Annotated in this window: 23 protein-coding genes; 14 read left to right on the forward strand and 9 right to left on the reverse strand. The window is 59.6% G+C overall.

Features of this window, described 5'->3' with window-relative positions; genetic code table 11:
• The first annotated feature begins 76 nt into the window (after positions 1–76).
• The gene (locus tag AAFX04_02580; protein MEO1044306.1) at positions 77–604 is read left to right on the forward strand and encodes a MarR family transcriptional regulator; all 528 of its coding nucleotides are present in this window, start codon (positions 77–79) and stop codon (positions 602–604) included.
• A gap of 58 nt (positions 605–662) precedes the next feature.
• The gene (locus AAFX04_02585; GenBank protein ID MEO1044307.1) at positions 663–2,093 is read left to right on the forward strand and encodes an alpha/beta hydrolase; all 1,431 of its coding nucleotides are present in this window, start codon (positions 663–665) and stop codon (positions 2,091–2,093) included.
• Positions 2,094–2,534: 441 nt separating this feature from the next.
• Here the strand turns inward: AAFX04_02585 and AAFX04_02590 are convergent, their stop codons facing one another.
• On the reverse strand, positions 2,535–3,059 hold the full coding sequence (locus AAFX04_02590; protein ID MEO1044308.1) for a hypothetical protein: 525 nt from the start codon (positions 3,057–3,059) through the stop codon (positions 2,535–2,537).
• A 94-nt stretch (positions 3,060–3,153) separates the two neighbouring features.
• On the opposite strand from AAFX04_02590, the gene AAFX04_02595 reads away from it, so the two are divergent.
• From AAFX04_02595 to proC, 5 genes are all read left to right on the forward strand, one after another.
• A complete protein-coding gene (locus AAFX04_02595) occupies positions 3,154–3,906 on the forward strand; it encodes a TlyA family RNA methyltransferase (GenBank protein ID MEO1044309.1) in 753 nt (250 codons plus the stop codon).
• Positions 3,907–3,976: 70 nt separating this feature from the next.
• Positions 3,977–4,561 (forward strand): TspO/MBR family protein, encoded by a 585-nt coding sequence (locus tag AAFX04_02600; GenBank protein MEO1044310.1) that lies wholly within the window; start codon positions 3,977–3,979, stop codon positions 4,559–4,561.
• 90 nt (positions 4,562–4,651) lie between these two features.
• The gene (locus tag AAFX04_02605; protein MEO1044311.1) at positions 4,652–4,942 is read left to right on the forward strand and encodes an accessory factor UbiK family protein; all 291 of its coding nucleotides are present in this window, start codon (positions 4,652–4,654) and stop codon (positions 4,940–4,942) included.
• Between the two features lie 174 nt (positions 4,943–5,116).
• Positions 5,117–5,623 carry a YbjN domain-containing protein gene (locus AAFX04_02610; protein ID MEO1044312.1) on the forward strand — a complete coding sequence of 169 codons (507 nt, stop codon included), beginning with the start codon at positions 5,117–5,119 and terminating at the stop codon, positions 5,621–5,623.
• Between the two features lie 34 nt (positions 5,624–5,657).
• Positions 5,658–6,479, forward strand: coding sequence for a pyrroline-5-carboxylate reductase (gene proC, locus AAFX04_02615; GenBank protein MEO1044313.1), 822 nt, complete (start codon positions 5,658–5,660; stop codon positions 6,477–6,479).
• Between the two features lie 3 nt (positions 6,480–6,482).
• On the opposite strand, the gene AAFX04_02620 is transcribed toward proC, so the two are convergent.
• Entirely contained in the window at positions 6,483–7,349 is an 867-nt protein-coding gene (locus AAFX04_02620) for an LOG family protein (protein ID MEO1044314.1), read from the reverse strand.
• Between the two features lie 61 nt (positions 7,350–7,410).
• A complete protein-coding gene (locus AAFX04_02625) occupies positions 7,411–8,220 on the reverse strand; it encodes an extensin family protein (protein ID MEO1044315.1) in 810 nt (269 codons plus the stop codon).
• Between the two features lie 68 nt (positions 8,221–8,288).
• Here AAFX04_02625 and AAFX04_02630 point away from each other — a divergent pair, with 68 nt between their 5' ends.
• Both AAFX04_02630 and AAFX04_02635 read left to right on the forward strand, forming a co-directional pair.
• Positions 8,289–8,924 carry a ferric reductase-like transmembrane domain-containing protein gene (locus tag AAFX04_02630; protein MEO1044316.1) on the forward strand — a complete coding sequence of 212 codons (636 nt, stop codon included), beginning with the start codon at positions 8,289–8,291 and terminating at the stop codon, positions 8,922–8,924.
• A gap of 34 nt (positions 8,925–8,958) precedes the next feature.
• Complete coding sequence (locus tag AAFX04_02635) at positions 8,959–9,279, forward strand: PepSY domain-containing protein (protein ID MEO1044317.1); 321 nt, start codon at positions 8,959–8,961, stop codon at positions 9,277–9,279.
• A 25-nt stretch (positions 9,280–9,304) separates the two neighbouring features.
• On the opposite strand, the gene AAFX04_02640 is transcribed toward AAFX04_02635, so the two are convergent.
• Positions 9,305–11,527, reverse strand: coding sequence for an EAL domain-containing protein (locus tag AAFX04_02640; GenBank protein ID MEO1044318.1), 2,223 nt, complete (start codon positions 11,525–11,527; stop codon positions 9,305–9,307).
• A gap of 236 nt (positions 11,528–11,763) precedes the next feature.
• On the opposite strand from AAFX04_02640, the gene AAFX04_02645 reads away from it, so the two are divergent.
• The 4 genes from AAFX04_02645 (at position 11,764) to AAFX04_02660 (ending at position 17,313) form a co-directional block, all read left to right on the forward strand.
• Positions 11,764–12,939, forward strand: a complete 1,176-nt coding sequence (locus AAFX04_02645; protein ID MEO1044319.1) for a phosphoserine transaminase — start codon at positions 11,764–11,766, stop codon at positions 12,937–12,939.
• 125 nt (positions 12,940–13,064) lie between these two features.
• Positions 13,065–14,651 carry a phosphoglycerate dehydrogenase gene (gene serA, locus AAFX04_02650; protein MEO1044320.1) on the forward strand — a complete coding sequence of 529 codons (1,587 nt, stop codon included), beginning with the start codon at positions 13,065–13,067 and terminating at the stop codon, positions 14,649–14,651.
• A gap of 137 nt (positions 14,652–14,788) precedes the next feature.
• The gene (locus tag AAFX04_02655; GenBank protein ID MEO1044321.1) at positions 14,789–15,916 is read left to right on the forward strand and encodes an ATP phosphoribosyltransferase regulatory subunit; all 1,128 of its coding nucleotides are present in this window, start codon (positions 14,789–14,791) and stop codon (positions 15,914–15,916) included.
• A 107-nt stretch (positions 15,917–16,023) separates the two neighbouring features.
• Complete coding sequence (locus AAFX04_02660) at positions 16,024–17,313, forward strand: adenylosuccinate synthase (GenBank protein MEO1044322.1); 1,290 nt, start codon at positions 16,024–16,026, stop codon at positions 17,311–17,313.
• Between the two features lie 134 nt (positions 17,314–17,447).
• Here AAFX04_02660 and glnA read toward each other — a convergent pair whose 3' ends face one another.
• The 5 genes from glnA to map form a co-directional block, all read right to left on the reverse strand.
• Positions 17,448–18,860: a type I glutamate--ammonia ligase gene (gene glnA, locus AAFX04_02665; protein MEO1044323.1), complete on the reverse strand. Its 1,413-nt coding sequence runs from the start codon at positions 18,858–18,860 to the stop codon at positions 17,448–17,450.
• Positions 18,861–18,951: 91 nt separating this feature from the next.
• Positions 18,952–19,290, reverse strand: a complete 339-nt coding sequence (locus tag AAFX04_02670) for a P-II family nitrogen regulator (protein MEO1044324.1) — start codon at positions 19,288–19,290, stop codon at positions 18,952–18,954.
• Between the two features lie 254 nt (positions 19,291–19,544).
• Positions 19,545–19,940, reverse strand: coding sequence for a hypothetical protein (locus tag AAFX04_02675; protein MEO1044325.1), 396 nt, complete (start codon positions 19,938–19,940; stop codon positions 19,545–19,547).
• Positions 19,941–20,014: 74 nt separating this feature from the next.
• The gene (locus tag AAFX04_02680; GenBank protein ID MEO1044326.1) at positions 20,015–22,177 is read right to left on the reverse strand and encodes a PQQ-dependent dehydrogenase, methanol/ethanol family; all 2,163 of its coding nucleotides are present in this window, start codon (positions 22,175–22,177) and stop codon (positions 20,015–20,017) included.
• 125 nt (positions 22,178–22,302) lie between these two features.
• Positions 22,303–23,130 (reverse strand): type I methionyl aminopeptidase, encoded by an 828-nt coding sequence (map, locus tag AAFX04_02685; GenBank protein ID MEO1044327.1) that lies wholly within the window; start codon positions 23,128–23,130, stop codon positions 22,303–22,305.
• 64 nt (positions 23,131–23,194) lie between these two features.
• Between map and AAFX04_02690 the strand changes: the two genes are divergently transcribed.
• A complete protein-coding gene (locus AAFX04_02690) occupies positions 23,195–23,962 on the forward strand; it encodes a molybdopterin-binding protein (protein ID MEO1044328.1) in 768 nt (255 codons plus the stop codon).
• Positions 23,963–23,982 lie beyond the last annotated feature (20 nt).

Genomic DNA, 23,982 nt, shown 5'->3' on the forward strand with positions numbered 1-23,982 from the left:
CGTTGCATGATCATAGCAATTGGCTATCGCCGCTTGAGGTTGCAATCCTCTATGCGCGCTGGCAGATTACGTCAATATGACTGACCCATCTGCCCGTATTCCGGCACCTGCTGCCCCGGCCGCTTCACCCATGTTCCTGCGTGAGGAGGAAATCCGTCGCGGCATGGAGCTGCTCTATTTCGGCTATACCCGGCTGACCCGCGCCATCGATGAAGGCCTTGCCAAACAGGGCCTGGGCCGGGCGCATCATCGGGCGCTCTATTTCATCGCACGCGAGCCGGACCTGACCGTCAGCCATTTGCTGCGGCTGCTGGCGATCACCAAACAGTCGCTCGGCCGGGTGCTGACCGAGCTGCAGCGGCGCGGCCTGATCCAGACGCGTCCGGGTATTGTCGATCGCAGGCAGAAGCTGTTGCGGCTGACAGCTGAGGGTGAGCGGCTCGAGGCTGAGCTGTTCGATGCGTTGCGCGTGCGCCTGTCGAGCGCCTATGCCGCAGCGGGGCAGGAGAGCGTCACTGGTTTCTGGCGTGTGCTCGAAGGGCTGGTGCCCGAGGAGGACCGCGAACTGGTCAGCGATCTCGGCGAGAAGCTGCGCGACCGCTGAATTCTATCCTCATTCCATAGTTGACTGATTTATTTCTATATCAAATCCGGAGAAGCTCATGAAACCGCTCATGCGTCTTATGGTGCCTGCCTTTGCTCTTTTTCTCGCCCCGGCTTCCTTCGCCCAGGATGATAGACCGGTGTCGGCCCCCAGCGATTTTGCCGTCTGCGAAGATGCCGCAGTACATCCGGTACTAAACGGCACATTATGCGCCACCGTGACGGTTCCGTTGGACCATAAGAGGAGTGGCGATGAGGATATCCGGCTTTTCGTCCGAAAATTTCCGACCGATGGCCATCCCCGGGGTCAGCTCTGGCTGGTGGCCGGCGGTCCGGGAGAATCGGGTGCATCCTTCTATCCCTTTATTGACACCATCCGTGCAGCGGCGCCGGGCTTTGATCTGTTCATTCCCGACCATCGCGGCACTGGCTTTTCCACCCGGCTGTGCCCCGAGGAAGAAAACCCCGAAAGCGATGGCGGCTCGGCTCTGGCAGGCGCAGAATGGGGCAGTTGCTTTGGTGCCCTCAACGCCAATGCCGCACGCACCAAGGCTTTCACCATCTCCAATGCGGCGCATGATCTGAGACTGCTCATGGCGCGTCACGACAATGGCCAGAAGCGCTACCTCTATGGCGTCTCCTATGGCACCCAGTTGGTGCTGCGGACGCTGGCCATCGCACCGCCGGACAATCTCGACGGTGTGATCCTCGATTCCGTCATCCCGCCCGAAGATGACACACAATGGGATCTCAGCCATCGCTCGGCCGTGACCGATATGGTCGGTCGGCAGGCGCTGAGCGATTGCGAGCAGGACGACGCGTGCCGCAAACTTTTTGCCGGCCCGGTAGTGACCGAATTAGAGGCACTGCTTGCCGATCCGGCAGTGGTGGAGATGCTCGGTCCGAAGCCCAAATATACCCTTTCCAGCCTGCTCGACCTGCCAGAGACCCGGGCGATGCTGCCCTATGTCATTGCCGGATTGCGTGTTGGTGATCCGGCATGGCTGGAACATGCCAAGGCGCGGCTTGCCGGGCTTGGCGCGAAGTTTGCCCCCTTTAAGCAGGGCTTTTCCTCGGTGCCGCTGGTCAGCCTGATCAGCCGCTCGGAGAATAATCCGCGCCCGGACCTGACGGCAGAGCAGATTGCAACAGAGGAAGCGGCCTATCTCTTCGCCAGTCCCTTGCCCTCATTGCTGCTTGCAGGCGGGATTCCGAGCTATGACCGCGATGAGTATTTTGCCCGATTGCCGGGGAGTATACCACCCATGCTTGTTCTCCACGGTGATCTCGACCCGAAAACCGCCTATCCCGGCGCGCAGGCGAATGTGAGGCGCATCGGGGCTGTCGGCCGAGTCCGATTGACCACCATCAAGGGCGCGCCGCATTTCATCCTGATGACCGCACCAAAATGCTTTACCGCGTCGGTGCAGGGCTTTCTGGAAAATGGCCTGCTGCCAGAGCCTTCTGTCTGTATGCTCAATGATGGCTAACGGCCGTCTTTCCTGCGAGCCAAAATGAGAGGGGCCGTGACTCGTCCCTGCAGGAACAAGCGCACGGCCCATCGCATGGTCAGCGGCCGGAAGTGCCGCCTTCGTGACTATGCCTTTTGGTCCTTGAAAGACCGGTTAAAAGGCATCTCCACGAATGGACTTCTCCGACCTCTTTGCTGAACCATGAGACATCGGATCACCTCCTTTCGCTTGTATGGAAACCATTGCCTTGCCCTCGCTTTAATCGTCCGTTTTGGACCGCTACTGCCTGACAAGACTCAAGGTGAATCATTGCGAGTCAGACAACAAGACTTGATTTAATTTTTTTTGCGGACAATAATCGGAATTCGCGCTGATTGAACCCGAAACGCATCTTCCGCAAAACCGAAAAACGCCGCTAAACTGCGACTTTTGCAATCTTCGCAATGGCTTAGGCTGTGACTATGCGCGGCACTGTTCGACGATGCGCGCTATCTCCGGCGCGGCGGGGATACGCACCGCCTGATTAGCCGGGGTCCGCACCCCGAAATAGCCGCGGCTATAGACAATCTGGTCGAGCAACCGGTCATCTTTTGGCAGTCTGATGCGGATATCGGCATCGTCGTCATGGCCTTCACGGGTCCCGGCGATGGTCCATTCGTTGAAGCTGGTCATCAGTGTCAGCGCATTGCCGTCGCCGATCACCAGATGCCGCGTCAGGTAAACCGCATCATCCTGTCGGTCACAGCGAATGGTGATGACGGCGCGACCAATACCGTCGGTCAGTTCCGCCTTGCGGCTGTCAAAACTCCACGCGCCATTGACGCGCGGCCAGATGCGCCAGTCGGCGGGCGGTTCGGGCAGCGTGGTTTGTGTCCCTGCCGATTGTGGTACGGCTTCGGGTTGCGATATCGCTTCGGGCGTAGCCTGTGGCATGGCAAAAGCGGCGACGGAGAGCGAGGTGAAGAGCATCAGGGCGCGGATCATGGGCATATGATGGCGCTTTGCGGATCATCTCTCAAGCTTGAACTTTGCCCCGATATGTGCCCATGGCGTCGGCACCATGGCAAAGTCCCCCAAGATCAGGAAACAGCGCGTTGACCAGATGCTGGTGGCACGCGAACTGGCCGAAACCCGCAGTCGGGCCCAGGCATTGCTGCTGGCAGGCCTGGTGTTTTCCGGCGAGCAGCGCATCGACAAGCCGGGCCAGCAATTGCCTGAGGATGCACCGCTGGAGGTGCGTGGGCGTGATCACCCCTGGGTGTCGCGCGGTGGGCTCAAGCTCGATCATGCACTTGATCATTTCAACCTTGATGTCACCGGCATGACCGCGATCGATATCGGTTCATCGACCGGTGGCTTTACCGATGTGCTGCTGTCGCGCGGGGCGAAGCGGGTCTATGCCGTCGACAGCGGCACCAACCAGCTGGCGTGGAAGCTGCGTCAGGATGAACGGGTGATCGTGCATGAGCAGACCAGCGCGCGGATATTGACTGGTGAGCATATTCCCGAGCTGCTGGACATTGCGGTATGCGATGCCAGCTTCATATCGCTGGAAAAGATATTGCCGGTGCCGCTCGGCTTTGTCCGTGCGGGCGGCTGGGCGGCGGCGCTGATCAAGCCGCAATTCGAGGTTGAACGGCACCAGGTCGGCAAGGGTGGGGTGGTGCGCGATGTGGCCTTGCATCAGGCTGTTTGCGACCGGGTCTGCACCTGGCTGGAGGATCATGGTTGGGAGGTGGCGGGGGTAACCACCAGCCCGATCACTGGGCCCAGCGGCAATGTCGAGTTTCTCGTCGCGGCACGGAAACAAGGCACGGGAAAAGATGCTTAGCAAACTGGCACAATCGCTCGGTTCTTCCTAAGACCGAATGAAAGTATATATGCGTGGATGAGGGACGGATATGAACGAACTGGCATCACCGGGGCAATTGCGCATGGCCTTTTGGCGCTGGGCGCTGTTCATCGTGCCACTGACAGCGCTGCTTGGCTTTGCCTCGGCGCAGATTGCCGGGACGGGCGAGGATAATCCCTGGTTCGCGGCGCTGGTCAAGCCCGATGCCCAGCCGCCTGGTTGGGCCTTTGGCGCGGCCTGGGCCGTGCTCTATGTCATGATCGGCTTTGCTGTGTCGCTGGTGCTGAATGCACGCAATGCGCCGATGCGCTGGGTCGCGGTCGGCTTCTGGGTTGCACAACTGGCGCTCAACCTGTTCTGGTCGCTCTATTTTTTCGGCATGCACCAGGTAACGAGCGCGTTTTACCTGCTGCTGGCGATCTTCGTGCTGGCGATGATCACGACGCTGATGTTCGGGCGAATCCGGGCGCTGGCGGCGTGGCTTATGGTGCCCTATCTCGCCTGGCTTTGCTTTGCTTCGATCCTCAACAAGCAGATTGACACGCTCAATCCCGATGCCGAAACGCTGATCGTTCCAGCCAGTCAGAGCGGTGGTGCGTTGCCGCCATCACAATCATTGCCACCGCCGCAATAACCAACCGGCTCACCCGTCAATATGGCTTGTTTCAAACGCTGACCTGCCCATATAATGACGAGATCAATCGAATGACGGAAGACCGATCCCATGCAGAGTGACAACAAGCTATTCGCCGATTTCGCCCGTATCATGAACGGTGCGGCTGGCACATTTGCCGGCATGGGGCGTGAGGCCAGTGAAGGCGCGCGCGAGCGGGCGAAACAGTGGTTTGCCGGCATGGACTTTGTCAGTCGCGAGGAATTCGACGCGGTCAAGCAGATGGCGGCAACCGCTCGCGAAGAGGCCGAAGCGCTGAAGCAACGCGTCGCCGAACTGGAGGCTGCCGCCAAGCCCAAGGCTGCCCGCCGCAGCACCGCGGCAAAAAAGAGCGATAGCTGAACCGTTTAGCGTATAAACAGCCCCAGCTTTTCAACAGCCTTTCAACAGCCTTTTCCAGTTGTCCCCGGCGAAATTGCCGGACGGCTTGCCTTTGTGTCCTATCCCGGCGCATGGTTAAGCCATGATTAGGCCAAGGCCCCAATGTGTCGTCACACTCCCCAATTGGATGACCTTATGATGATTTCCGACCAGATCGACCTCGACAGCCAGGAAGCCCCGCCAATGGAGATGCTGGTCGCGCTGTTCGAGGCGCGCGGTTGGCCGACCGAGCGCGATGGCGATGATGAAATCGCGGCGGAGATAAAGGGCGACTGGACGCGCTATTCGCTGCGTGCGATCTGGCGCGAGGAAGACAATGTGTTGCAGCTGTTGCTGCTCCCCGAACTCAAGATCGCCGATGACAAGCGGCAAGCGATTTATGAGGCGCTGGGGCTGATCAACGAGCAGCTGTGGCTCGGCCATTTCGATCTCTGGTCGAATAACGGCATGCTGCTCTATCGCCATGGCCTGATGCTCGGCGATGACGGCCTGCTCGAGCTGGAACAGGCACAGACGCTGGTCGAAACCGCGCTCAGCGAATTTGACCGTTTCTACCCGGTGTTTCAGTTCATTCTCTGGGGTGATAAGAGCCCGCAGGAAGCGCTCGCCAATGCACTGATTGATACCATGGGCGAAGCGTAAACAGCTTCCGGATTTCGCTGTATCGGAGGTATGCATGCCCTTTACCGACCCGTTCCCCCGCTCAATCGGATTCATCGGCTGCGGCAATATGGCCGGGGCGATGCTGCGCGGCTGGCTCGATGCCGGGCTGCCGAAACAGCGGGTGACGCTCATCAGCCCGAACCGCGATTACGGGCCGGGCGATATTGCGGTGCATCGGCAATGGCCCGATGACACACCACTACCCGAATGGTTGCTTTTGGGCGTCAAGCCGCAGAAACTTGGCGAAGTCGCCGACTGGGTCCGGGCGCTGGCCGGGCGGGATACGGTGGTTCTCTCGATCCTCGCCGGAGTAAAGCATGCGGCGCTTGCGGCGCGTTTCCCAGAGGCAAGAGCAGTGGTTAGGGTGATGCCCAATATGGCAGTGGGCATCGGCAAATCGGTCAGCACCGGCTTTATCGGCAATGGCGATGACGATGCCATTCGTGCCCAGGTGGCGGTGATGATGCGGTATCTCGGCCAATTCAACTGGCTCGGTCAGGAGAGCGATATGCACGCTGCCACTGCGCTGGCGGGATCGGGTCCGGCCTTTCTGTTCCGCTTTATCGATGCCCTCAGCCAGGGCGCCGAGGCGGCAGGCATCGCTCCGGAAAAGGCGCAGCGCATGGCGCTGGCAATGGTCGAGGGAGCGGCGCAGCTTGCGGCGGGCTCGGAATATGATCCGGGCATGCTGGCGGACCAGGTCGCCAGCCCTGGCGGGGTGACCCGCGCTGGGCTGAATATACTCGATCAGGACGAGGCGCTGGTGCGGCTGGTCACGCAAACACTGGCTGCAGCGACGGCGCGCGACGAAGAAATGGCGCGCGAGTTCTGCTAGGCCCTAACTGCAATCCAGCCCGTAATATTCGCGGATCATGGTCCAGCCTTCCTCGGCGGTCTCGACCATTTGGAACAGCGCGAGATCGCGATGGGAAATCGTGCCTTCCTCGGCCAGCGCTTCGAAGTTGACGATGCGATTCCAGAAATCCTTGCCATAGAGCAGGATCGGTATCGGTTCCATCTTGCCGGTCTGGATCAGCGTCAACAGCTCGAAAAACTCGTCCAGTGTGCCGAAACCACCGGGGAATACGGCCACCGCGCGGGCATGCAGCAAAAAGTGCATCTTCCGCAGCGCGAAATAGTGAAACTGGAACGAGAGATGCGGTGTAACATAGCTGTTCGGGGCCTGTTCGTGCGGCAGCACGATATTGAGGCCGACCGACTCCTTGCCGACATCATCGGCGCCGCGATTGGCGGCCTCCATGATCGACGGGCCACCGCCGGAGCAGACAACAAACTGGCGCTTGCCGTCCTCGGTCTGCTCGCAATTGCTGGCCAGTCGTGCCAGCTGGCGCGCCTCATCATAATATTTTGCTTTTTCTACCAGTCTCTCGGCAACCCGGGTTTCCTGCGGCGTCTTGGCCGAACGCAGCATGGCTTCAGCCTTGGATGGTTCGGGAATTCGCGCCGAACCATAAAATACCATTGTCGAGCCGATACCTGCCTCGTCGAGCAGCATGTCCGGTTTGAGCAGTTCGAGCTGGAACCGCACCGGGCGCAATTCCTCGCGCAGCAGAAAATCGGTGTCGCGAAATGCCAGCATATAGGCCGGATCGCTGGTTTGCGGGGTAGAGAGCACCTCATCGGCGCTGCGGGCGTCTTCGGCAGCGCGGCGGAAGCGGCGCTCGTGCAAATCCTTTTTTGTCATGCGCATCAGTTAGGCGCGCGCGGCGCTTTGGGCAATGACCGATTGACCCTGACCAGGATATTCAGCGGCAGAAATTCTTGTTTTTGGCCATGTCGAGATGCAGATGGTCGCGGTGGGCAGCGTTGAATTCCGGACCGAGCACCGTGCCGAAGCGCTTGCAGGCGCTGCCATGCACGGTGCGCAGGAACTTGCGTTCGGCGCGGCTGCCATTCCAGCCATTCTTCACCGTGATGCGGCGACCATCGGCCAGCACAAAGGCGGCAACATCGATGGCATTGGCATGGGCATGTTGCGACAGGCGCAGGCTACCGGCAATTTTGCGACAATTATAGCTGCCCAAGGTCTCGATCTCGACCAGATCGCTGCCAAGAATCTGGCGTGCGGCGCGGGCGACGCCATATTGCGCCCAGCGCGCAAAGCGCTGCGCCATAGGACAGGTGACCGGGCCCAGATTGGCAACATTCAGCCGTCCGGCACCACGGACAAAGCGGCTGAGATCAAGGCTGGCCATACGCACTGCGCCCAGCTGGGTGCAGCCGCCATTAAGATAGCGATCAGGCAGCGGTGTGAACTGGACTTGTGCCTTCTGCAATTCACTGTGACACTGGCGCAGCGGCCCGCTGGCAGCGATACGCGCTGCCGGTGCCGACGGTGCCGAGGCACTGGCCGGGCGTGGCGGCGCGTCCTGACTGCGTCCTGCGACCTGAGGTATGGCGCCGCAGCCGCCGAGCAGCAGCGCCGCCAAAGGTGCGAGCAGCATCATGCGTCCATGCGGGTGCGGCATATGGGATTGTCGTAACGGCATCACCGCCTTCTTAACCATATTGGCCTTAACCCCAGCCGAGCGGATATGGTTAACCTGCAGCTGCATGGGATTTTGAACCGGTCAGTGGCGATCAAATTCTGGCATAACCGCATATTATGCCCTAGGCAGCGCCGATGCGCAGGCTGATCGGCAATATCCATGTCTTCTGGGCGCTGCTGGCGGTGCCCGCAATGATCTATCTGTGGCGTCTCACCGCCAGTGGTTTCGATCCGGCACTAGCCTTTGATCTCGAACATGGTACCGGCGAATTGTCGGTACGACTGATGATCGCGGCGATGGCGGTCAGCCCGTTGCGGGCGATTCTCGGTCGCCGAGGCTGGACCGAATGGCTGATGCAGCGGCGTCGCGCCATCGGAGTCGCTGCTTTTGGTTATGGCGCGTTGCACCTGATGGTCTATCTGATCGATTTCGAGGCATTCTCCGGCGGTATCGACCTGGTGATCGAAGATGCGGCGCAATTCTCCATCTGGACCGGCTATGCTGCCCTTGCAATCATGTTCGCCATGGCGTTGACCAGCAACAATAGCGCACAAAAAATCATGAAACGTCATTGGAAGCGTTTGCAGCGCCTGGTCTATGGCGCGGCGATTCTGGTCGCGATCCACTGGGTCTTTGTCGATAATGAGTGGCGCGCTGCGGCGGCGCATTTTATTCCACTATTGATATTGGAAATCGCCAGGCTTGTGCTTAGCTGGAGAAAGAGGCGGTTCAATTCCGGTTCATGGCGACAGGGGAATATGTCGGCCTGAAAACGGAGACGAGCCCGAAGGAAGAGGGAAGATTATGAAGTTTACCCAGGCGATGATGGCGGTGGCAGCCGCGACCGCGATGCAGGTCGCTGTGAGCGAACCCGCGCACGCAACCGGCAAGATGAAATGCGAAGCCGGCCCCGAATCCGGATGGACCAGCCGCGAGCGGCTGGAGGCCAAGCTCAAGGCGGAGGGCTGGCAGGTGCGCAAGTCGAAGGTCGATGGCGGCTGCTACGAAGTTTATGGCACCACGCCCGAAGGTGATCGTGTCGAAGCCTATTTTCATCCGGTGACGCTGGAGAAGCTGCTGGTCACCAAGCGCGGCGGCAAGGTGCTGTTCCGCAAGGCCGACTAACGCCCTGAGCAGATCAGACTGCCGATCACACCCCGCGCAGCCGACGCATGTGCGGGTCCTTGATATTGACCCCCAGATCATTGGTAAGCGGTTGCTGTTCCTTGCCGAGCTTCGACAGGTCGAGGACGCCGTGAAATTCGAGGCCGTTGTGTATCCCTTCTGACCAGCGCACCTCGGCGTCGAGCATCAGCGTTTCATCGAAAATCACGGTGACGACATCCCCGGTATCGAGCACCGGCCCGCCATCGACCATGATGCCGTGGCGTGATACATTGCGCGCCAGAGCCGGATATTCCATGCCGTCATGCCAGATGCGGATATTGCGATAGGTGCGGTGGCGTTTTTCCCGATTGGTGCGGAAGCCCTGCGGTTCGAGCTTGCGACCCTCTTTGGCCAACAGCGCCGTGGCGTCCTTGCCCGGCATTGGCTTGCCATAGATATAACCCTGAATGTGCGAACAGCCCAGTTCACGCACAAGGTCGAGCTCGTCGAGCGTCTCCGCGCCTTCCGCCGTGGTGTCCATATCCAGCGCATTGGCCAGTGAGACGATTGAGGTGATGATCGCCGAGTTCATATTGCCGCGCTGGGTTGCGCCGCGGACAAAGCTCTGGTCGATCTTGATCTTGTCGAAGGGAACGCGCTTCAGATAGCCGAGTGCTGAATAGCCAGTGCCGAAATCATCCAGCGCCAGCCGCACACCGAGCCGCTTGATACGGTTAAAGGTATCGATGTTGCTCTCGCGTTCGTCGAGGAACACACTTTCGGTGATTTCCAGCTCGAGCTGACTGGGGCGTATCTTGTTTGCGGCCAGGGCGTTGGTCAGCACCAGCGGCAGATTGCCGGTGGCAAACTGTACCGTTGAAACGTTGATAGCAACGCGGATATCCCTTGGCCATAGCGCCAGCTGGGCGCAGGCGGTGCGGATGATCCACTCCCCGATCTGCGAGATCAGCCCGGCTTCCTCGGCAATGGCGATGAATTTCTTGGGGCTGATAATTCCCTGCACCGGATGCCGCCAGCGCACCAATGCCTCGAAGCCGCTGATCGTCTCGGTCGCGACGTTGATCACCGGCTGATACACAAGGAACAGCTCGTTGCGGTTCAGCGCTTCGCGCAGGTCATTTTCCAGTGCCTGGCGTTCCGACGCCCGGCTGTGCATGTCCGACTCATAGAAGCGGAAGGCGCCGCGGCCGGCATCCTTGGCGGCATAGAGCGCCAGGTCGGCATTACGCACCAGCGCCGGGGCGGTATTCGATTTCTCGTCCGATATGGCGATGCCGATAGAGGCGCCGATACGTATCTGGCTGCCCGAGATGCTATAGGGCTGGGACAGCTTTTCAATGATCGCATCGGCCTTTTGCGCCAGCTGCTTCTGATGGTTGTACTTCGGCACCACCACCTGAAATTCGTCACCGCCCAGGCGTCCGACCTGTCCGTCATTGCCCACCACCTGGAGCAGACGTTCTGCTACCTGTTTCAGCAGTTCATCGCCGACGGGGTGACCCAGTGTATCATTAACCTGCTTGAACCTGTCGAGATCGAGCTGGAAAAGCGCGCATGGTGCAGTCTTGCCCATCGGGCCACGCAGTGCCTTTTCGAGCGAGCGGTTGATTTCCAACCGGTTGGGCAGGCTGGTCAGCGTGTCATAGCGCGCAAGCTTCTGGATTTCGTCCTGCGATTCGCGGATGCCGGTCAGGTCGGTACCACTGCCGCGAAAGCCGCGGAAATTGCCATAGCTGTCGACAATCGGATTACCCGAAATCGACCACCAGCGCTCTGCATCCGATGCGGTTTTGAGCGACAGGTCGCTGAACGAAGTGCGCGAGGACAGGTGGAAGCCCAGCGTCCGCTCCTCGCGATCGTCATCATGTGTGACGTCTTTGGCGATCAGGTCCTTGAACGGCAGGCCGATCAGTTCATCGGCAGTCTTGCCGATCTTTTCCGCCACCGGGGCCGAGATATAGGTGAGATTGCCATGCCGGTCGGTCTCCCAGAACCAGCCGAGGCCGCGCCGCTCGAAATCCTCGATCAGGCTGACCGCGCGAATTGCCTGCTGGTTGCTGCGCTGGCGCCGATATTTTTCCGCAATCCGCCGACGCTGGATCATTGCAATGATGGCGGTAACCAGCGCAATGTAAAGGCACTGGATAAGGGTCTGGCGGTAAAGATTCTGCTCGACAACCAACGGCACCGATGCTGGCAGAATTATCAGCCAATAGCTGAGAATCTCGCGCGTGAGCCGCTTCATTGCTGTTTCATTTTCCTGTTCGGGGGATGTGAATCCCGGGGTTGCATCTGTCGCCCTATCATCATGGAATGACCAAATACTTTATATGTTGGTAAATCTGTCTTAACCAACGTGATCAGCTGTAACGCATCGCAGTGATAAAATTCCTCCTTGCCCCCGCAACCGCAGACGCTTAATGCCGTCAACGGGCCACGCGGTCCCAACGCCGCGCGTGCTCTCTGCAAGGAGAGAATATTATGAGCAATACTGTACCGGCGGAGCCGACGCTCCGCCCTGAACGACCCTTTTTTTCCTCTGGACCTACATCCAAATTCCCCGGCTGGTCGCTTGACCTTCTGAAGACCGAATCGCTTGGGCGCTCGCACCGTTCCAAGACCGGCAAGGGCAGGCTGAAATACGCCATTGACCTGAGCCGGAAAATCCTCGGCATTCCCGATGATTATTTGATCGGCATTTTGCCCGGTTCGGACACCGGTGCGCTGGAATGCGCCATGTGGACCATGCTCGGGGCGCGTCCGGCGACGGTCGCTGCCTGGGAGAGCTTCGGCAATGTCTGGATTCAGGATGCGGTCAAACAGCTCAAGCTGAAGGATCTGACCGTCCTGAATGCCGATTATGGCGAAATTCCCGACCTGACCACCATCGACAAGGGCGATGACATCGTTTTCACCTGGAACGGCACGACATCGGGCGCAAAAATCCCGAATACCGACTGGATCGCCGAGGATCGCGAAGGTGTCACCATCAACGACGCCACCAGCGCTGTTTTTGCCCAGCCTATGGACTGGCCCAAGCTCGATGCCACCACCTATAGCTGGCAGAAGGTCATGGGGTCTGAGGCCGCGCATGGCATGCTGATCCTCTCGCCTCGCGCTATCGAGCGGATTGAGAGCTATGATCCCGAATGGCCACTGCCCAAGCTGTTCCGCCTGAAAAAGGGCGACAAGCTGAATCGAGCAATCTTTGAAGGCGCGACAATCAACACCCCGTCCTTGCTGGCGACCGAAGATTATATCGCCTCGCTCGAATGGGCGGAATCCATCGGCGGCCTTGAAGCGCTGCATGCGCGGGCGGATGCCAATGCTGCGGTCGTGCTCGACTGGATCGAGGCGACGCCTTGGCTGCGCAACATGGTGGCTGATCCGGCCAAACGCACCAATACCGGTGTCTGCATGGTGTTTCAGGGCGACTGGTATGACAGCCTGTCCGAGGAAGATCAGGCCGCAGTGCCGAAGAAAATCGTTTCGATGCTCGAAGAGATGGGCATTGGCTATGATTTCAATGGCTATCGCGATGCGCCGCCAAGCCTGCGCATCTGGTGCGGTGCGACCGTGGACCATGAAAGCATCAAGCGTCTGCTGCCCTGGATCGAATGGGCCTATGCCAAGGTCCAGGCCGAGTTTTCCGCCTAATTCCCCATAGTCTCGTCATTCCGGCGAAAGCCGGAATCTCGTGCGACATTATGGAGCGGTTCAGCCCAGACGCCCGAGATCCCGGATCAGGTCCGGGATGACGAAATCCCAAAAAGGATTTCATCATGCCCAAAGTATTAATCTCTGACAAAATGAACCCCAAAGCCGCCGATATTTTCCGTGAAAATGGCTGTGAAGTTGACGTTATCACCGGTCAGACGCCGGAAGAGTTGAAGGAAATTATCGGCAATTATGATGGTCTTGCGGTGCGTTCCGCGACCAAGGTTACGCCGGATATTCTCGAAGCCGCAACCAACCTGAAAGTCATTGGCCGCGCCGGGATTGGTGTCGACAATATCGACATTCCCACCGCTTCGGCCAAAGGCGTGGTGGTTATGAATACGCCGTTTGGCAATTCGATCACCACCGCCGAACATGCCATCGCAATGATGTTCGCACTGGCGCGTCAGCTGCCGAAAGCTGATGCCTCAACCCAAGAGGGCAAATGGGAAAAGTCGAAATTTATGGGCGTCGAATTGACCAGCAAGACGCTGGGCCTGATCGGTGCAGGCAATATCGGCTCGATCGTCGCCGAGCGCGCGCTGGGCCTGAAGATGAAGGTCATCGCCTATGACCCGTTCCTGACGCCCGAACGCGCGGTGGAACTCGGCATCGAGAAGGTCACGCTCGACGAACTGCTGGAACGCGCCGATTTCATCACTCTGCACACCCCATTGACCGACCAGACGCGCGGCATTTTGAATGCCGAGGCACTGGCCAAGACCAAAAAGGGCGTGCGGATCATCAATTGCGCGCGAGGCGGCCTGATCGATGAGGGGGCTTTGAAAGAAGCGCTGGAATCGGGCCATGTTGCCGGCGCAGCGCTGGATGTGTTCGCCGAGGAACCAGCCAAGGAAAACCCGCTTTTCGGCACCGAGGGCCTGATCTGCACCCCGCACCTTGGAGCTTCGACCAGCGAGGCGCAGGTCAATGTGGCGCTGCAGGTGGCCGAGCAGATGGCGGATTATCTGGTCAAGGGCGGTGTTACCAATGCGCTCAACATGCCAAGCCTGTCGGCCGAACAGGCGCCCAAGCTGAAACCCTATATGGAATTGGCAACCGCGCTCGGCGCACTGGCTGGACAGTTGCTCGGCGATAAGGTGCAGGGCGTTTCGATTGAAGTCGAGGGCGCTGCGGCCGAGCTTGACCAGAAGCCGATCACCGCTGCTGTCCTTGCGGGCCTGATGCGCGCCTATTCGAGCAGTGTGAACATGGTCAATGCGCCATTCCTCGCCAAGGATCGCGGGCTGGATGTGCGCGAGGTTAGGCATGACCGCGAAGGCGATTATCACACGCTGGTGCGCGTTAGCGTCACCACCGATGAAGGCGTCAAATCGGTTGCCGGCACGCTGTTCGGTAATGGCCGGCCGCGTCTGGTGGAGATTTTCGGCGTAACCGTAGAGGCCGATCTGACCGGTGATATGCTCTATATCGTCAACCGCGACGAGCCGGGATTTATCGGGCGGCTGGGCACCACGCTGGGCGAGGCCAATGTCAATATCGGCACCTTCCACCTGGGACGCCGCGATGCAGAGCCCGGCGGTGATGCGGCGCTGCTGCTCTCGATCGACAATCGCGTCGAAGAGCCGGTGCTGTGGAATGTCTGCCAGATTCCGGGTGTGAAAGAGGTCAAAGCGCTGAGCTTTGGTTAATCCGTCATTGCGAGGAGCGAAGCGACGCGGCAATCCAGAGCGGGTGCGTGTTGCCCTGGATTGCTTCGCTACGCTCGCAATGACGCTTAGAGTGAGAGAGTTGCCTTTTGGCTCAGGGGGGGAGTAAGGACTGCGCCATGAATCCTGATCTTCTCCCCGAAGGCTTGCGCGACAGGTTGATGCCCGATGCCGAGGCAGCGGCGCTGCTGACTCAGCGTTATCTCGCCGTTCTGGCGTCCTATGGCTATGAGCGGGTGGCACCGCCGCTGATGGAATATGAGCGTTCGCTCGCTTTCCGCACTGATGGCTATGCCAAGGACCGGATGGTGCGCGCGGTTGATCCCAAATCGCTGCGCACATTGGCGCTGCGCTCGGACATGACGGTTCAGGTCGGGCGGATTGCGACCACCAGGCTGGCCGATCGGGCGCGACCGTTGCGTCTGTCCTATGCCGGGCCGGTGATGACACTGAGCGCCGGGCAACTGCACCCCGAACGCGAAAAGTTCCAGATTGGGGCCGAGCTGATCGGCCGCGACACCGTTGCCGCCGCGGTGGAGATGGTCAGCCTCGCGGTCGAAGCGCTGAAAGCGGTGGGGCTCGAGAATATCACTGTCGACTTCACCCTGCCGGATCTGGTGCCGACACTGGCGGCCAAAGCATTTCCGCTGGCCGATGAGAGAAGTGTCGCGGCGGTGCAGCGCGAACTCGATACCAAGGATGCCGGTGGCCTCGCGGCGCTGGATGCAGAAGCCTATATCCCGCTGCTCTATGCCTTGGGTCCGCTTGACGAGGCACTGGGACGGCTTGATGCAATAGATGCCGGAGGTGCCTTGGCCAGCCGTATCGAGGCGCTGCAGCAGATAGCAGCGCCGCTGGCAGACGATGTGACGCTGATGCTCGACCCGAGCGAACTGCATGGTTTTGAATATCAGAGCTGGCTCGGCTTCACCCTCTATGCCGAAGGCTTCCCTTCGGCACTGGGCCGCGGCGGCACCTATACCATCCGGTCGCAGAAAAACTCGGTCACCCATGGCGAAGATGAAGTCGCCACCGGCTTTTCGCTCTATCCCGATGCGCTGGTCGCCGCCGGTATTGGTCAGGTGACGCACAAGCGCATCTTCTTGCCGCTGGGCCATGACCGGGCCGCCGCCATGGCATTGCGTGCCGAAGGCTGGCGTACCATTGCGGCGCTCGACAGCAGCGATGATCCACGGGCGCTGTGCTGCGATTATGTGCTCGGCGCGGATGGGCCAGAGGCGATATAAATCCTCCGCGCAAGCAGGGAGGAAGAATTCTTCAAAACCCCACTGGACCTTGCCGCTGCTTGCCCCTACGCAACCTGCGTTTGTCATCCATCCAGAGGATATGCAGCATGGCCAATGTAACTGTGATCGGAGCCCAATGGGGCGATGAGGGCAAGGGCAAGATTGTCGACTGGCTCGCCGAGCGCGCCGATGCGGTGGTGCGCTTCCAGGGCGGTCACAATGCCGGGCATACGCTGGTCATTGACGGCACCACTTATAAATTGTCGCTCCTCCCTTCGGGCATTGTCAGCGGCACATTGTCGGTGATCGGCAATGGCGTGGTGCTCGACCCCTGGGCGCTGAAAGCTGAGGTGGAGAAACTGCAAGGGCAGGGGGTGAAGGTTGACCCGGAAACGCTGATCATCGCCGATAACTGTGCATTGATCCTGCCGCTGCACCGCGATCTTGATGCGCTGCGTGAGGACGCCAGCGGCAAGGGCAAGATCGGCACTACAAGGCGTGGGATCGGTCCGGCCTATGAGGACAAGGTCGGTCGCCGCGCTATCCGGGTGTGCGATCTGGCGCATCTCGATAAACTGACGCCGCAACTGGACCGGCTCTGCGCGCATCATGATGCGTTACGCGCCGGATTTGGCGAGCCGCCGGTGGACCGCGAGGCGCTGCTGGAAGAACTACGCGGTATTGCCGATTTCGTGCTGCCCTTTGCCTATCCGGCCTGGCGCAAGCTTAAAAAGGTGCGCAAGGCAGGGGCGCGGATATTGTTTGAAGGCGCGCAGGGCGTTTTGCTCGATGTCGATCATGGCACCTATCCTTTTGTCACCTCATCGAACACCATATCGGGCACCGCGGCGGGTGGTTCCGGTCTGGGTCCTCAGGCGACAGGCTTCGTTCTCGGCATCGTCAAAGCCTATACCACCCGTGTCGGCTCCGGCCCGTTCCCGACCGAGTTGGACGATGCCGATGGCCAGCGGCTGGGCGAGCGTGGGCATGAATTCGGCACCGTCACCGGACGTCAGCGGCGTTGCGGCTGGTTTGATGCGGTTTTGGTGCGCCAGACATGCGCGGTGTCGGGAGTGACCGGCATCGCCCTGACCAAGGTCGATGTGCTTGACGGCTTCGATACGGTGCGCATCTGCACCGGCTATCGCCTCGATGGCAAGGTGCTCGACTATCTCCCCGCCCATGCCGCCGATCAGGCGCGGGTTGAGCCGATTTACGAGGAAATGGAAGGCTGGCAGGAGACGACGGCTGGTGCCCGCTCATGGGTTGATCTGCCAGCACAGGCGATCAAATATATTCGTCGTATCGAGGAGCTGATCGAATGCCCGGTAGCGTTGGTCTCAACCTCGCCCGAGCGTGATGACACCATCTTGGTGCGCGATCCGTTTAGTGATTAATAATGCCCTCTCCCCTTCAGGGGAGAGGGAAGAGCCGTGAAGCGGCGAAGGGAGAGGGGGCGTTCCGCAAGCGCGGCGCTAGCTGATAGCCCCCTCCCTTAACCCCTCCCCTGAAGGGGAGGGAGACTTCTCGTTTAGCTCGAATAATAGAGATCGAACTCGACCGGGCAGGGTGTGGTTTCCATGCGCATCACCTCTTCCCATTTGAGCTCGGCATAGCCTTCCAGCTGGTCCTGGGTGAAGACATCGCCCTTGAGCAGGAACTCATGGTCCTCTTCCAGCGCTTCCAGTGCCTCGCGCAGCGAGCCGCAGACGGTCGGCACTTCGGCGAGCTCCGCCGGCGGCAGGTCGTAGAGATTCTTGTCCATAGCCTCGCCCGGATCGATGCGGTTCTCAATGCCGTCGAGACCGGCCATCAGCAGTGCGGAGCAGGAAAGATAGGGGTTGGCCAGGGCATCGGGGAAGCGGAACTCGACACGCTTTGCCTTTTCACCCGAACCATAGGGGATGCGGCACGATGCGGAGCGGTTGCGGCTCGAATAGGCGAGCAGAACCGGTGCTTCAAAGCCCGGGACCAGCCGTTTGTAGCTGTTGGTGGTGGCGTTGGTGAAGGCGTTGCAGGCCTTGGCGTGCTTGATGACACCGCCGATGAAATGCAGGCAGGTTTCCGACAGTCCGGCATAGCCATTGCCGGCGAAGAGTGGCTTGCCCTCTTTCCAGATCGACATATGGGTATGCATGCCCGAGCCATTATCGTCCTTGATCGGCTTGGGCATGAAGGTCGCGGTCTTGCCATATTGATGCGCCACCTGATGGACGACATATTTGTAGATCTGGATGCGGTCACAGGTCTCGACCAGCTCGCCAAAGGTCAGGCCCAGCTCATGCTGTGCCGCGGCGACCTCGTGGTGATGCTTGTCCATCGGCAGGCCCATGGCCATCAGCGTCGAGACCATCTCGCCACGGATATCCATGGCGCTGTCGACCGGTGCAACGGGGAAATAGCCGCCTTTGGCGGTGGGACGATGGCCCATATTGCCCATTTCATATTCGCGACCGGTATTGGTCGGCAGCTCGATATCGTCGATGCGGAAGCCCGATCCGGCATAGCCGTCCTCATAGCGCACATCGTCGAACATGAAGAATTCCGGTTCCGGGCCGACATAGACGGTGTCACCGATGCCGGTGGATTTGAGATAGGCCTCGGCGCGCTTGGCGGTCGAGCGGGGATCGCGGGCATAGAGCGAACCGTCACCGGGCTCGACAATGTCGCAGAACAGTACCATCATCGGTGTCGCCGAGAAGGGGTCGACATAGGCAGCGTCGAGATCGGGCCGCAGGATCATGTCGGACTCGTTGATTGTCTTCCACCCGGCAATTGACGAACCGTCGAACATCAGCCCGTCCTCAAGCGCATCATCGTCGATGACATCGGCGCACATGGAAAGATGCTGCCATTTGCCGCGCGGATCGGTGAAGCGCAGATCAACCCATTCAATGTCGTTCTCTGCAATCTGTTTCAGTATCTCGTCTGCGCTTTTGGCCATGATGGGCTTTCCTCATTGTGATTGCTTGGGGTTCGAATGTTAGGCGAAAGATATTCCGGATCTGTGACGCTGGGTATTTGCCGAGGCGCGATTACAGCGCGTCGGCATCGCGCTCTCCGGTACGGATACGCAAAACCGTCTCGATCGCGGTCACGAAAATCTTGCCATCGCCGATGCGTCCGGTCTGCGCCGCATTGGCGATCGCCTCGACGGTGCGGTCGGCAAGGCCATCCTCGACCACCACCTCAAGCTTCACCTTGGGCAGAAAGTCGACGATATATTCGGCGCCGCGATAGAGTTCGGTATGCCCTTTCTGGCGGCCAAACCCCTTGGCTTCGGTGACGGTGATGCCAGAAACACCGACTTCGTGCAGCGCCTCCTTGACCTCGTCGAGCTTGAACGGCTTGATGATTGCTTCGATTTTTTTCATGGGCAATCTTTCATCTGGCTTTCACTTGGCTTTCAAGGGTGCGGCGGAAAAAGGCGAGTCCCTCACAGGTTAGACAAACAATTACCGTGCCAAATGGCAAAGCGCCAGAATTGCTTTAGTCTAACAGCAGAGTCATCCTTATCCTGCCTATTTTTTGGGCGTTCTACGTCTTGGCAGTGCCACAAGAATAGGCAGACTGGCCTCTCATCTGGCTCCGTTGTGATATTGGCAGAGCCATTGGCTAGGCAAGCGAGTTATCTGCTGGCATTCGGGAAGATATAGATTTCCATCCGTTGCGCGACCCCGGCGCACAATGCCGTCCCCATTTCTACATCGTTGAGAACAAGTGTCATGGTCTGATCGCCGATATAGCAGATCACAATGCCGGGATAGGCCGCCATGATGTCAGGATCCAGCGGCAACTCCTTGGCAACCGGCTCAACCCGTGATGCAAAATCACCATCGCTGCCGCGTTCGAAAACCAGCTTGTTTTCGCGGCTCGGCTTGGCCTGGAAATCGCGAAGTGCCGAGGCTGTGTCGGATGGAAGCGGCTTAATCGGCTGTTCTTCCGATACCGGTTTCTCGCTTTGAACGGTGCAGCCGCCAAGCAGCGATATTGCCGCCAGCGTAACCAAGGCCCTGTTTATCATGTTATTCCCCCATTTTGACGTGCCGCCTAGCACTATTATTGCTTATTCCGATGCCTGTTATGACCTTGCTGGTGCTATTGTTGTTCCGCCTCTGCGACAGTGCGGCCCCATTCGGCACGGTTGATGACATAGGCGCGGATGGTGGCGATCTCTTCCTCGCTCATCACCGGTGAAAAGGCGACCATGCCGTTTTCGCTCAGCGCGCCGTCATGGACAATCGACTTCCACGTCCCGGCATCGCCTGTCGCGGCGGAACGACGCAGATCGGGCAGCACGCCACCACCCACGGCATTGTCGCCATGGCAGACAAGGCAATAGCGCAGATAAAGCTGGCGGCCCTGGGCGATTTGCGGTTCGGTGGCGAACTGTTCCGGAACGCTGGTCCAGTCGGGTGCCTCGGTTGGAGGAAGATCGGGCAGGCTGGCACTGCCGCCCAGCTTCATCACGATCAGCCGCGGGATATTGGGCACCGGATTGGCCGCGCCACCGGCGGCACCGGCGACCAGCGGAAAGGCGCCGCCCTTGCTGGTGAGAAAGGCGATATGCTGTTCGCCATCGACAAGGAATGTCGATGCACCACCGAGAATGCCCGACTGGCTGTCCCATGACCAGAGTTGCTCTCCGGTTTCGGCATTATAGGCACGCATCTCGCCCAGCGATGTACCCTGGAATACCAGACCCCCTGCGGTGGTCATGGTGCCGCCATTCCACGGTGTCTGATGGTCCACAGACCATGCAACCTCTCCCCTGACCGGGTCGAAGGCGACCAACTGGCCTGTGGTCGCGGCGATGGCGGCCTTCATGAAGTTGATGTCGTCGGGCATCGAGACGCCCTCATTGCTGCCGCCGGTGTTGAAGCCAATCGGTTTGCGCTGGCTATCAAGCTCGGTGATCGGAGCGAGATAGCCCGATGCGATCTTCTGCGCCGGAATATAGACCAGCCCGGCCCCCGGATTATAGCTCATCGGGTGCCAGTTATGTGCCCCCAGCGCCGAGGGCAGCGAGATGAACAGCTCACCGGTCTTGTAGAACCGCGCTTCAGGGTTTTCGACCGGACGTCCGGTTTCGAGATCATAGCCGGTGGCCCAGTTAATCCCCTCGATAAACGGCTCGGCCGAGATCAGCGAACCATCGGTGCGGTCTATGACGAAGAAGAAACCGTTTTTCGGCGCCTGCATCAGTACCTTGCGCTCTTCACCCTCGATCACGAGGTCGGCGAGGATAATCGGCTGGGTCGCGGTAAAGTCCCAGGTTTCGGCCGGGGTTTCCTGATAGTGCCAGAGATATTCGCCGGTATCGGGTTTCAGCGCGACCACCGAAGACAGGAACAGATTGTCGCCCTCGCCATTGGAGCGCAGGCCATGGTTCCACGGATTGCCGTTGCCGACGCCTATATAGAGCTGATCGAGTTCATGGTCATAGACAATGGCGTCCCAGACAGTACCGCCACCGCCCGATTCCTTCCAGTCGCCGCTGTCGGACCAGGTGCGTGCGGCGGCCTGCTGCATTACCTCATCGCTGGCGGCGCCATCGGGCTCGCCATCGGCGTTGGGCACGGTGTAGAAACGCCACTCCATATTGCCGGTGGTGATGTCATAGGCGCTGATATAGCCGCGCACACCGAATTCAGCGCCGCCATTGCCGATCAGCACCTTGTCCTTGACCACGCGCGGCGCGCCGGTGATGGTATAGGGGCGGTTGCGATCGGTGGTCTGTTTCGACCATAGCCGCGCTCCGGTGCCGGCATCGAGCGCGATCAGCCGTCCGTCGAGCGTGCCGACAAACACCTTGCCCTGATAGACTGCGACACCGCGATTGACGACATCGCAACAGGCATTGACGCCGACCGATTTCGGTACTTCCGGATCGAAACTCCACAACTGCCTGCCGCTCGCTGCATCGAAGGCAAAGACCTTGGACCAGGCGGTGGAGATATAAATGACCCCGTCGACCACAACAGGGGTGGCTTCCTGGCCACGCGCATCGGGCAGATCGGCATACCAGGCGAGACCCAGCTCGCCGACATTTTCGGTGGTGATCTGGTCAAGCGGGCTGTAGCGCTGTTCATCATAGCTGAAGCCGATTGCGGCCCAGTTACTGCCGTCACCGCCGGTTTTGAGATATTCGCCGTCAATGGCGCTGGCACCGATCTTGGCGTCTTCGCTGTCGCTGGTCGTCTGATCGCCACATCCGCTCAGCGGCATGGCCACGGCCATGGCGACCGCACACAGGCGCATCAAGCCTTTCCCTGACATTATGTTCTCTCCCGTTTTCTTTTTACGGGAGACTATGCCGAGGACAGGAGCAAGGTCCAGAGGGAATTTAGCCGGGCGATTAAAGCGTGCAGCCTATTGGCCGTGCATCAATAGGGTGGCTGGTGCAATCCCGCAGGGCTTTTGGTGAATATCTCGCAGCCGGTCTCGGTAATGCCGATGCTGTGTTCGAACTGTGCCGATAGCGACTTGTCCCGGGTCACTGCGGTCCAGCCGTCATTGAGGATCTTGCCCGCCGGCTTGCCGATATTGATCATCGGTTCGATGGTGAAGAACATGCCGGATTTCAGCTCCGGCCCGGTGCCTGGTTTGCCCAGATGCACCACTTCGGGCTCGTCATGGAACACCCGTCCCAGACCATGGCCGCAGAAATCGCGGACCACGCCATAGCGATGCCTTTGTGCGTGCGTCTGGATCGCATGGCCGATATCGCCGAGATGGTTACCCGGTTTAGCCTGCTCGATGCCCAGCATCAGGCACTCATAGGTGACATCGACCAGCTTGCGGGCTTTCAGCGGCACATCACCGACCAGATACATGCGGCTGGTATCGCCGTGCCAGCCATCGAGGATCACCGTGACGTCGATATTGACGATATCACCGTTTTTCAGCTTTTTGTCGCCCGGAATGCCATGGCAGATAACATGGTTGATCGAGGTGCAGCAGCTATGTGTGAAGCCGCGATAACCCAAAGTTGCGGGGATGCCGCCCTCGCGAAGCATATGTTCGCGCACCATGTCGTCGATTTCACCGGTGGTGATGCCGGGCACGACATGCGGGGCGAGCGCATCGAGAATCTCCGCAGCCAGTCGGCCGGCGCGGCGCATGCCATCGAAACCGGCGGCATCGTGCAGCTTTATGGTGCCATCACGGACAGGTGCAGGGCCGTCCGCGGCGAGTTGGGCATATTGTGTCATGGAAAAGGATATAGAGAATTATATCCGGCTTTGCGAGGGGGATTGTGTCGTCTAAGACAGGGCCATGAGCGATGCAAAAATATGGACCGCCGGGATGGTGGTCATCGGTGACGAAATTCTCTCCGGCCGGACCCAGGACAAGAATGTCGCCCAACTGGCGCAGTGGCTCAATGTGCAGGGCATAAGGCTGGCCGAGGTGCGGGTAGTGGCGGATGACGAAGCGGCGATTGTCGAGGCGGTCAACGCGCTGCGCGCGCGCAATGATTATCTGTTCACCACAGGTGGCATCGGCCCGACACATGACGACATTACCGTTGATGCGATTTCGGCGGCGCTGGCTGTCGATGTCGTGGTGCATCCCCGGGCCAGGGCAGTCTTGGAAGCGTACTATGCCAACAAGGGCGGCATCAGCGAATCGCGGCTGCGCATGGCGCGGGTACCCGATGGCGCTGAGCTGATCGAGAATCGCATGTCGGGGGCGCCAGGTATCCGGCGTGACAATATCTTCATCATGGCCGGGGTACCACATATCATGGCCGGCATGCTCGATGCGCTGACCGGCACGCTCGAAGGTGGTGCGCCGCTGATCTCCGAGACCTTGGGCTGCTGGACTGCGGAGAGCGAGGTTGCCGATCTGCTTGGCGAAGTGGTTGCGGCCCATCCTGATTGCCAGATTGGCAGCTATCCGTTTTTCCGTGACGGGCGGGTCGGTGCCAATTTCGTGGTCCGCTCCACCGATAGTGCGCAACTGGCGCAATGTGTGGAGCAGCTCACCGCACGGCTCGATACTGCAGGCTATCCGGTGACCGAAGGCGGCATCAATCTGCGCTAGGCGTTGGAGACGTCGCCAGA

Source organism: Pseudomonadota bacterium, from assembly GCA_039818985.1.
Taxonomy (GTDB): Bacteria; Pseudomonadota; Alphaproteobacteria; order Sphingomonadales; family Sphingomonadaceae; genus Alterisphingorhabdus.

Coding starts and splice junctions, on each gene's coding strand:
- AAFX04_02580 (MEO1044306.1), top strand. CDS start 77: ATGACTGACCCATCTGCCCGTATTCCGGCACCTGCTGCCCCGGCCGCT.
- AAFX04_02585 (MEO1044307.1), top strand. CDS start 663: ATGAAACCGCTCATGCGTCTTATGGTGCCTGCCTTTGCTCTTTTTCTC.
- AAFX04_02590 (MEO1044308.1), bottom strand. CDS start 3,059: ATGATCCGCGCCCTGATGCTCTTCACCTCGCTCTCCGTCGCCGCTTTT.
- AAFX04_02600 (MEO1044310.1), top strand. CDS start 3,977: ATGAACGAACTGGCATCACCGGGGCAATTGCGCATGGCCTTTTGGCGC.
- AAFX04_02605 (MEO1044311.1), top strand. CDS start 4,652: ATGCAGAGTGACAACAAGCTATTCGCCGATTTCGCCCGTATCATGAAC.
- AAFX04_02610 (MEO1044312.1), top strand. CDS start 5,117: ATGATGATTTCCGACCAGATCGACCTCGACAGCCAGGAAGCCCCGCCA.
- proC (MEO1044313.1), top strand. CDS start 5,658: ATGCCCTTTACCGACCCGTTCCCCCGCTCAATCGGATTCATCGGCTGC.
- AAFX04_02620 (MEO1044314.1), bottom strand. CDS start 7,349: ATGACAAAAAAGGATTTGCACGAGCGCCGCTTCCGCCGCGCTGCCGAA.
- AAFX04_02625 (MEO1044315.1), bottom strand. CDS start 8,220: ATGCAGCTGCAGGTTAACCATATCCGCTCGGCTGGGGTTAAGGCCAAT.
- AAFX04_02630 (MEO1044316.1), top strand. CDS start 8,289: ATGCGCAGGCTGATCGGCAATATCCATGTCTTCTGGGCGCTGCTGGCG.
- AAFX04_02635 (MEO1044317.1), top strand. CDS start 8,959: ATGAAGTTTACCCAGGCGATGATGGCGGTGGCAGCCGCGACCGCGATG.
- AAFX04_02640 (MEO1044318.1), bottom strand. CDS start 11,527: ATGAAGCGGCTCACGCGCGAGATTCTCAGCTATTGGCTGATAATTCTG.
- AAFX04_02645 (MEO1044319.1), top strand. CDS start 11,764: ATGAGCAATACTGTACCGGCGGAGCCGACGCTCCGCCCTGAACGACCC.
- serA (MEO1044320.1), top strand. CDS start 13,065: ATGCCCAAAGTATTAATCTCTGACAAAATGAACCCCAAAGCCGCCGAT.
- AAFX04_02655 (MEO1044321.1), top strand. CDS start 14,789: ATGAATCCTGATCTTCTCCCCGAAGGCTTGCGCGACAGGTTGATGCCC.
- AAFX04_02660 (MEO1044322.1), top strand. CDS start 16,024: ATGGCCAATGTAACTGTGATCGGAGCCCAATGGGGCGATGAGGGCAAG.
- glnA (MEO1044323.1), bottom strand. CDS start 18,860: ATGGCCAAAAGCGCAGACGAGATACTGAAACAGATTGCAGAGAACGAC.
- AAFX04_02670 (MEO1044324.1), bottom strand. CDS start 19,290: ATGAAAAAAATCGAAGCAATCATCAAGCCGTTCAAGCTCGACGAGGTC.
- AAFX04_02675 (MEO1044325.1), bottom strand. CDS start 19,940: ATGATAAACAGGGCCTTGGTTACGCTGGCGGCAATATCGCTGCTTGGC.
- AAFX04_02680 (MEO1044326.1), bottom strand. CDS start 22,177: ATGCGCCTGTGTGCGGTCGCCATGGCCGTGGCCATGCCGCTGAGCGGA.
- map (MEO1044327.1), bottom strand. CDS start 23,130: ATGACACAATATGCCCAACTCGCCGCGGACGGCCCTGCACCTGTCCGT.
- AAFX04_02690 (MEO1044328.1), top strand. CDS start 23,195: ATGAGCGATGCAAAAATATGGACCGCCGGGATGGTGGTCATCGGTGAC.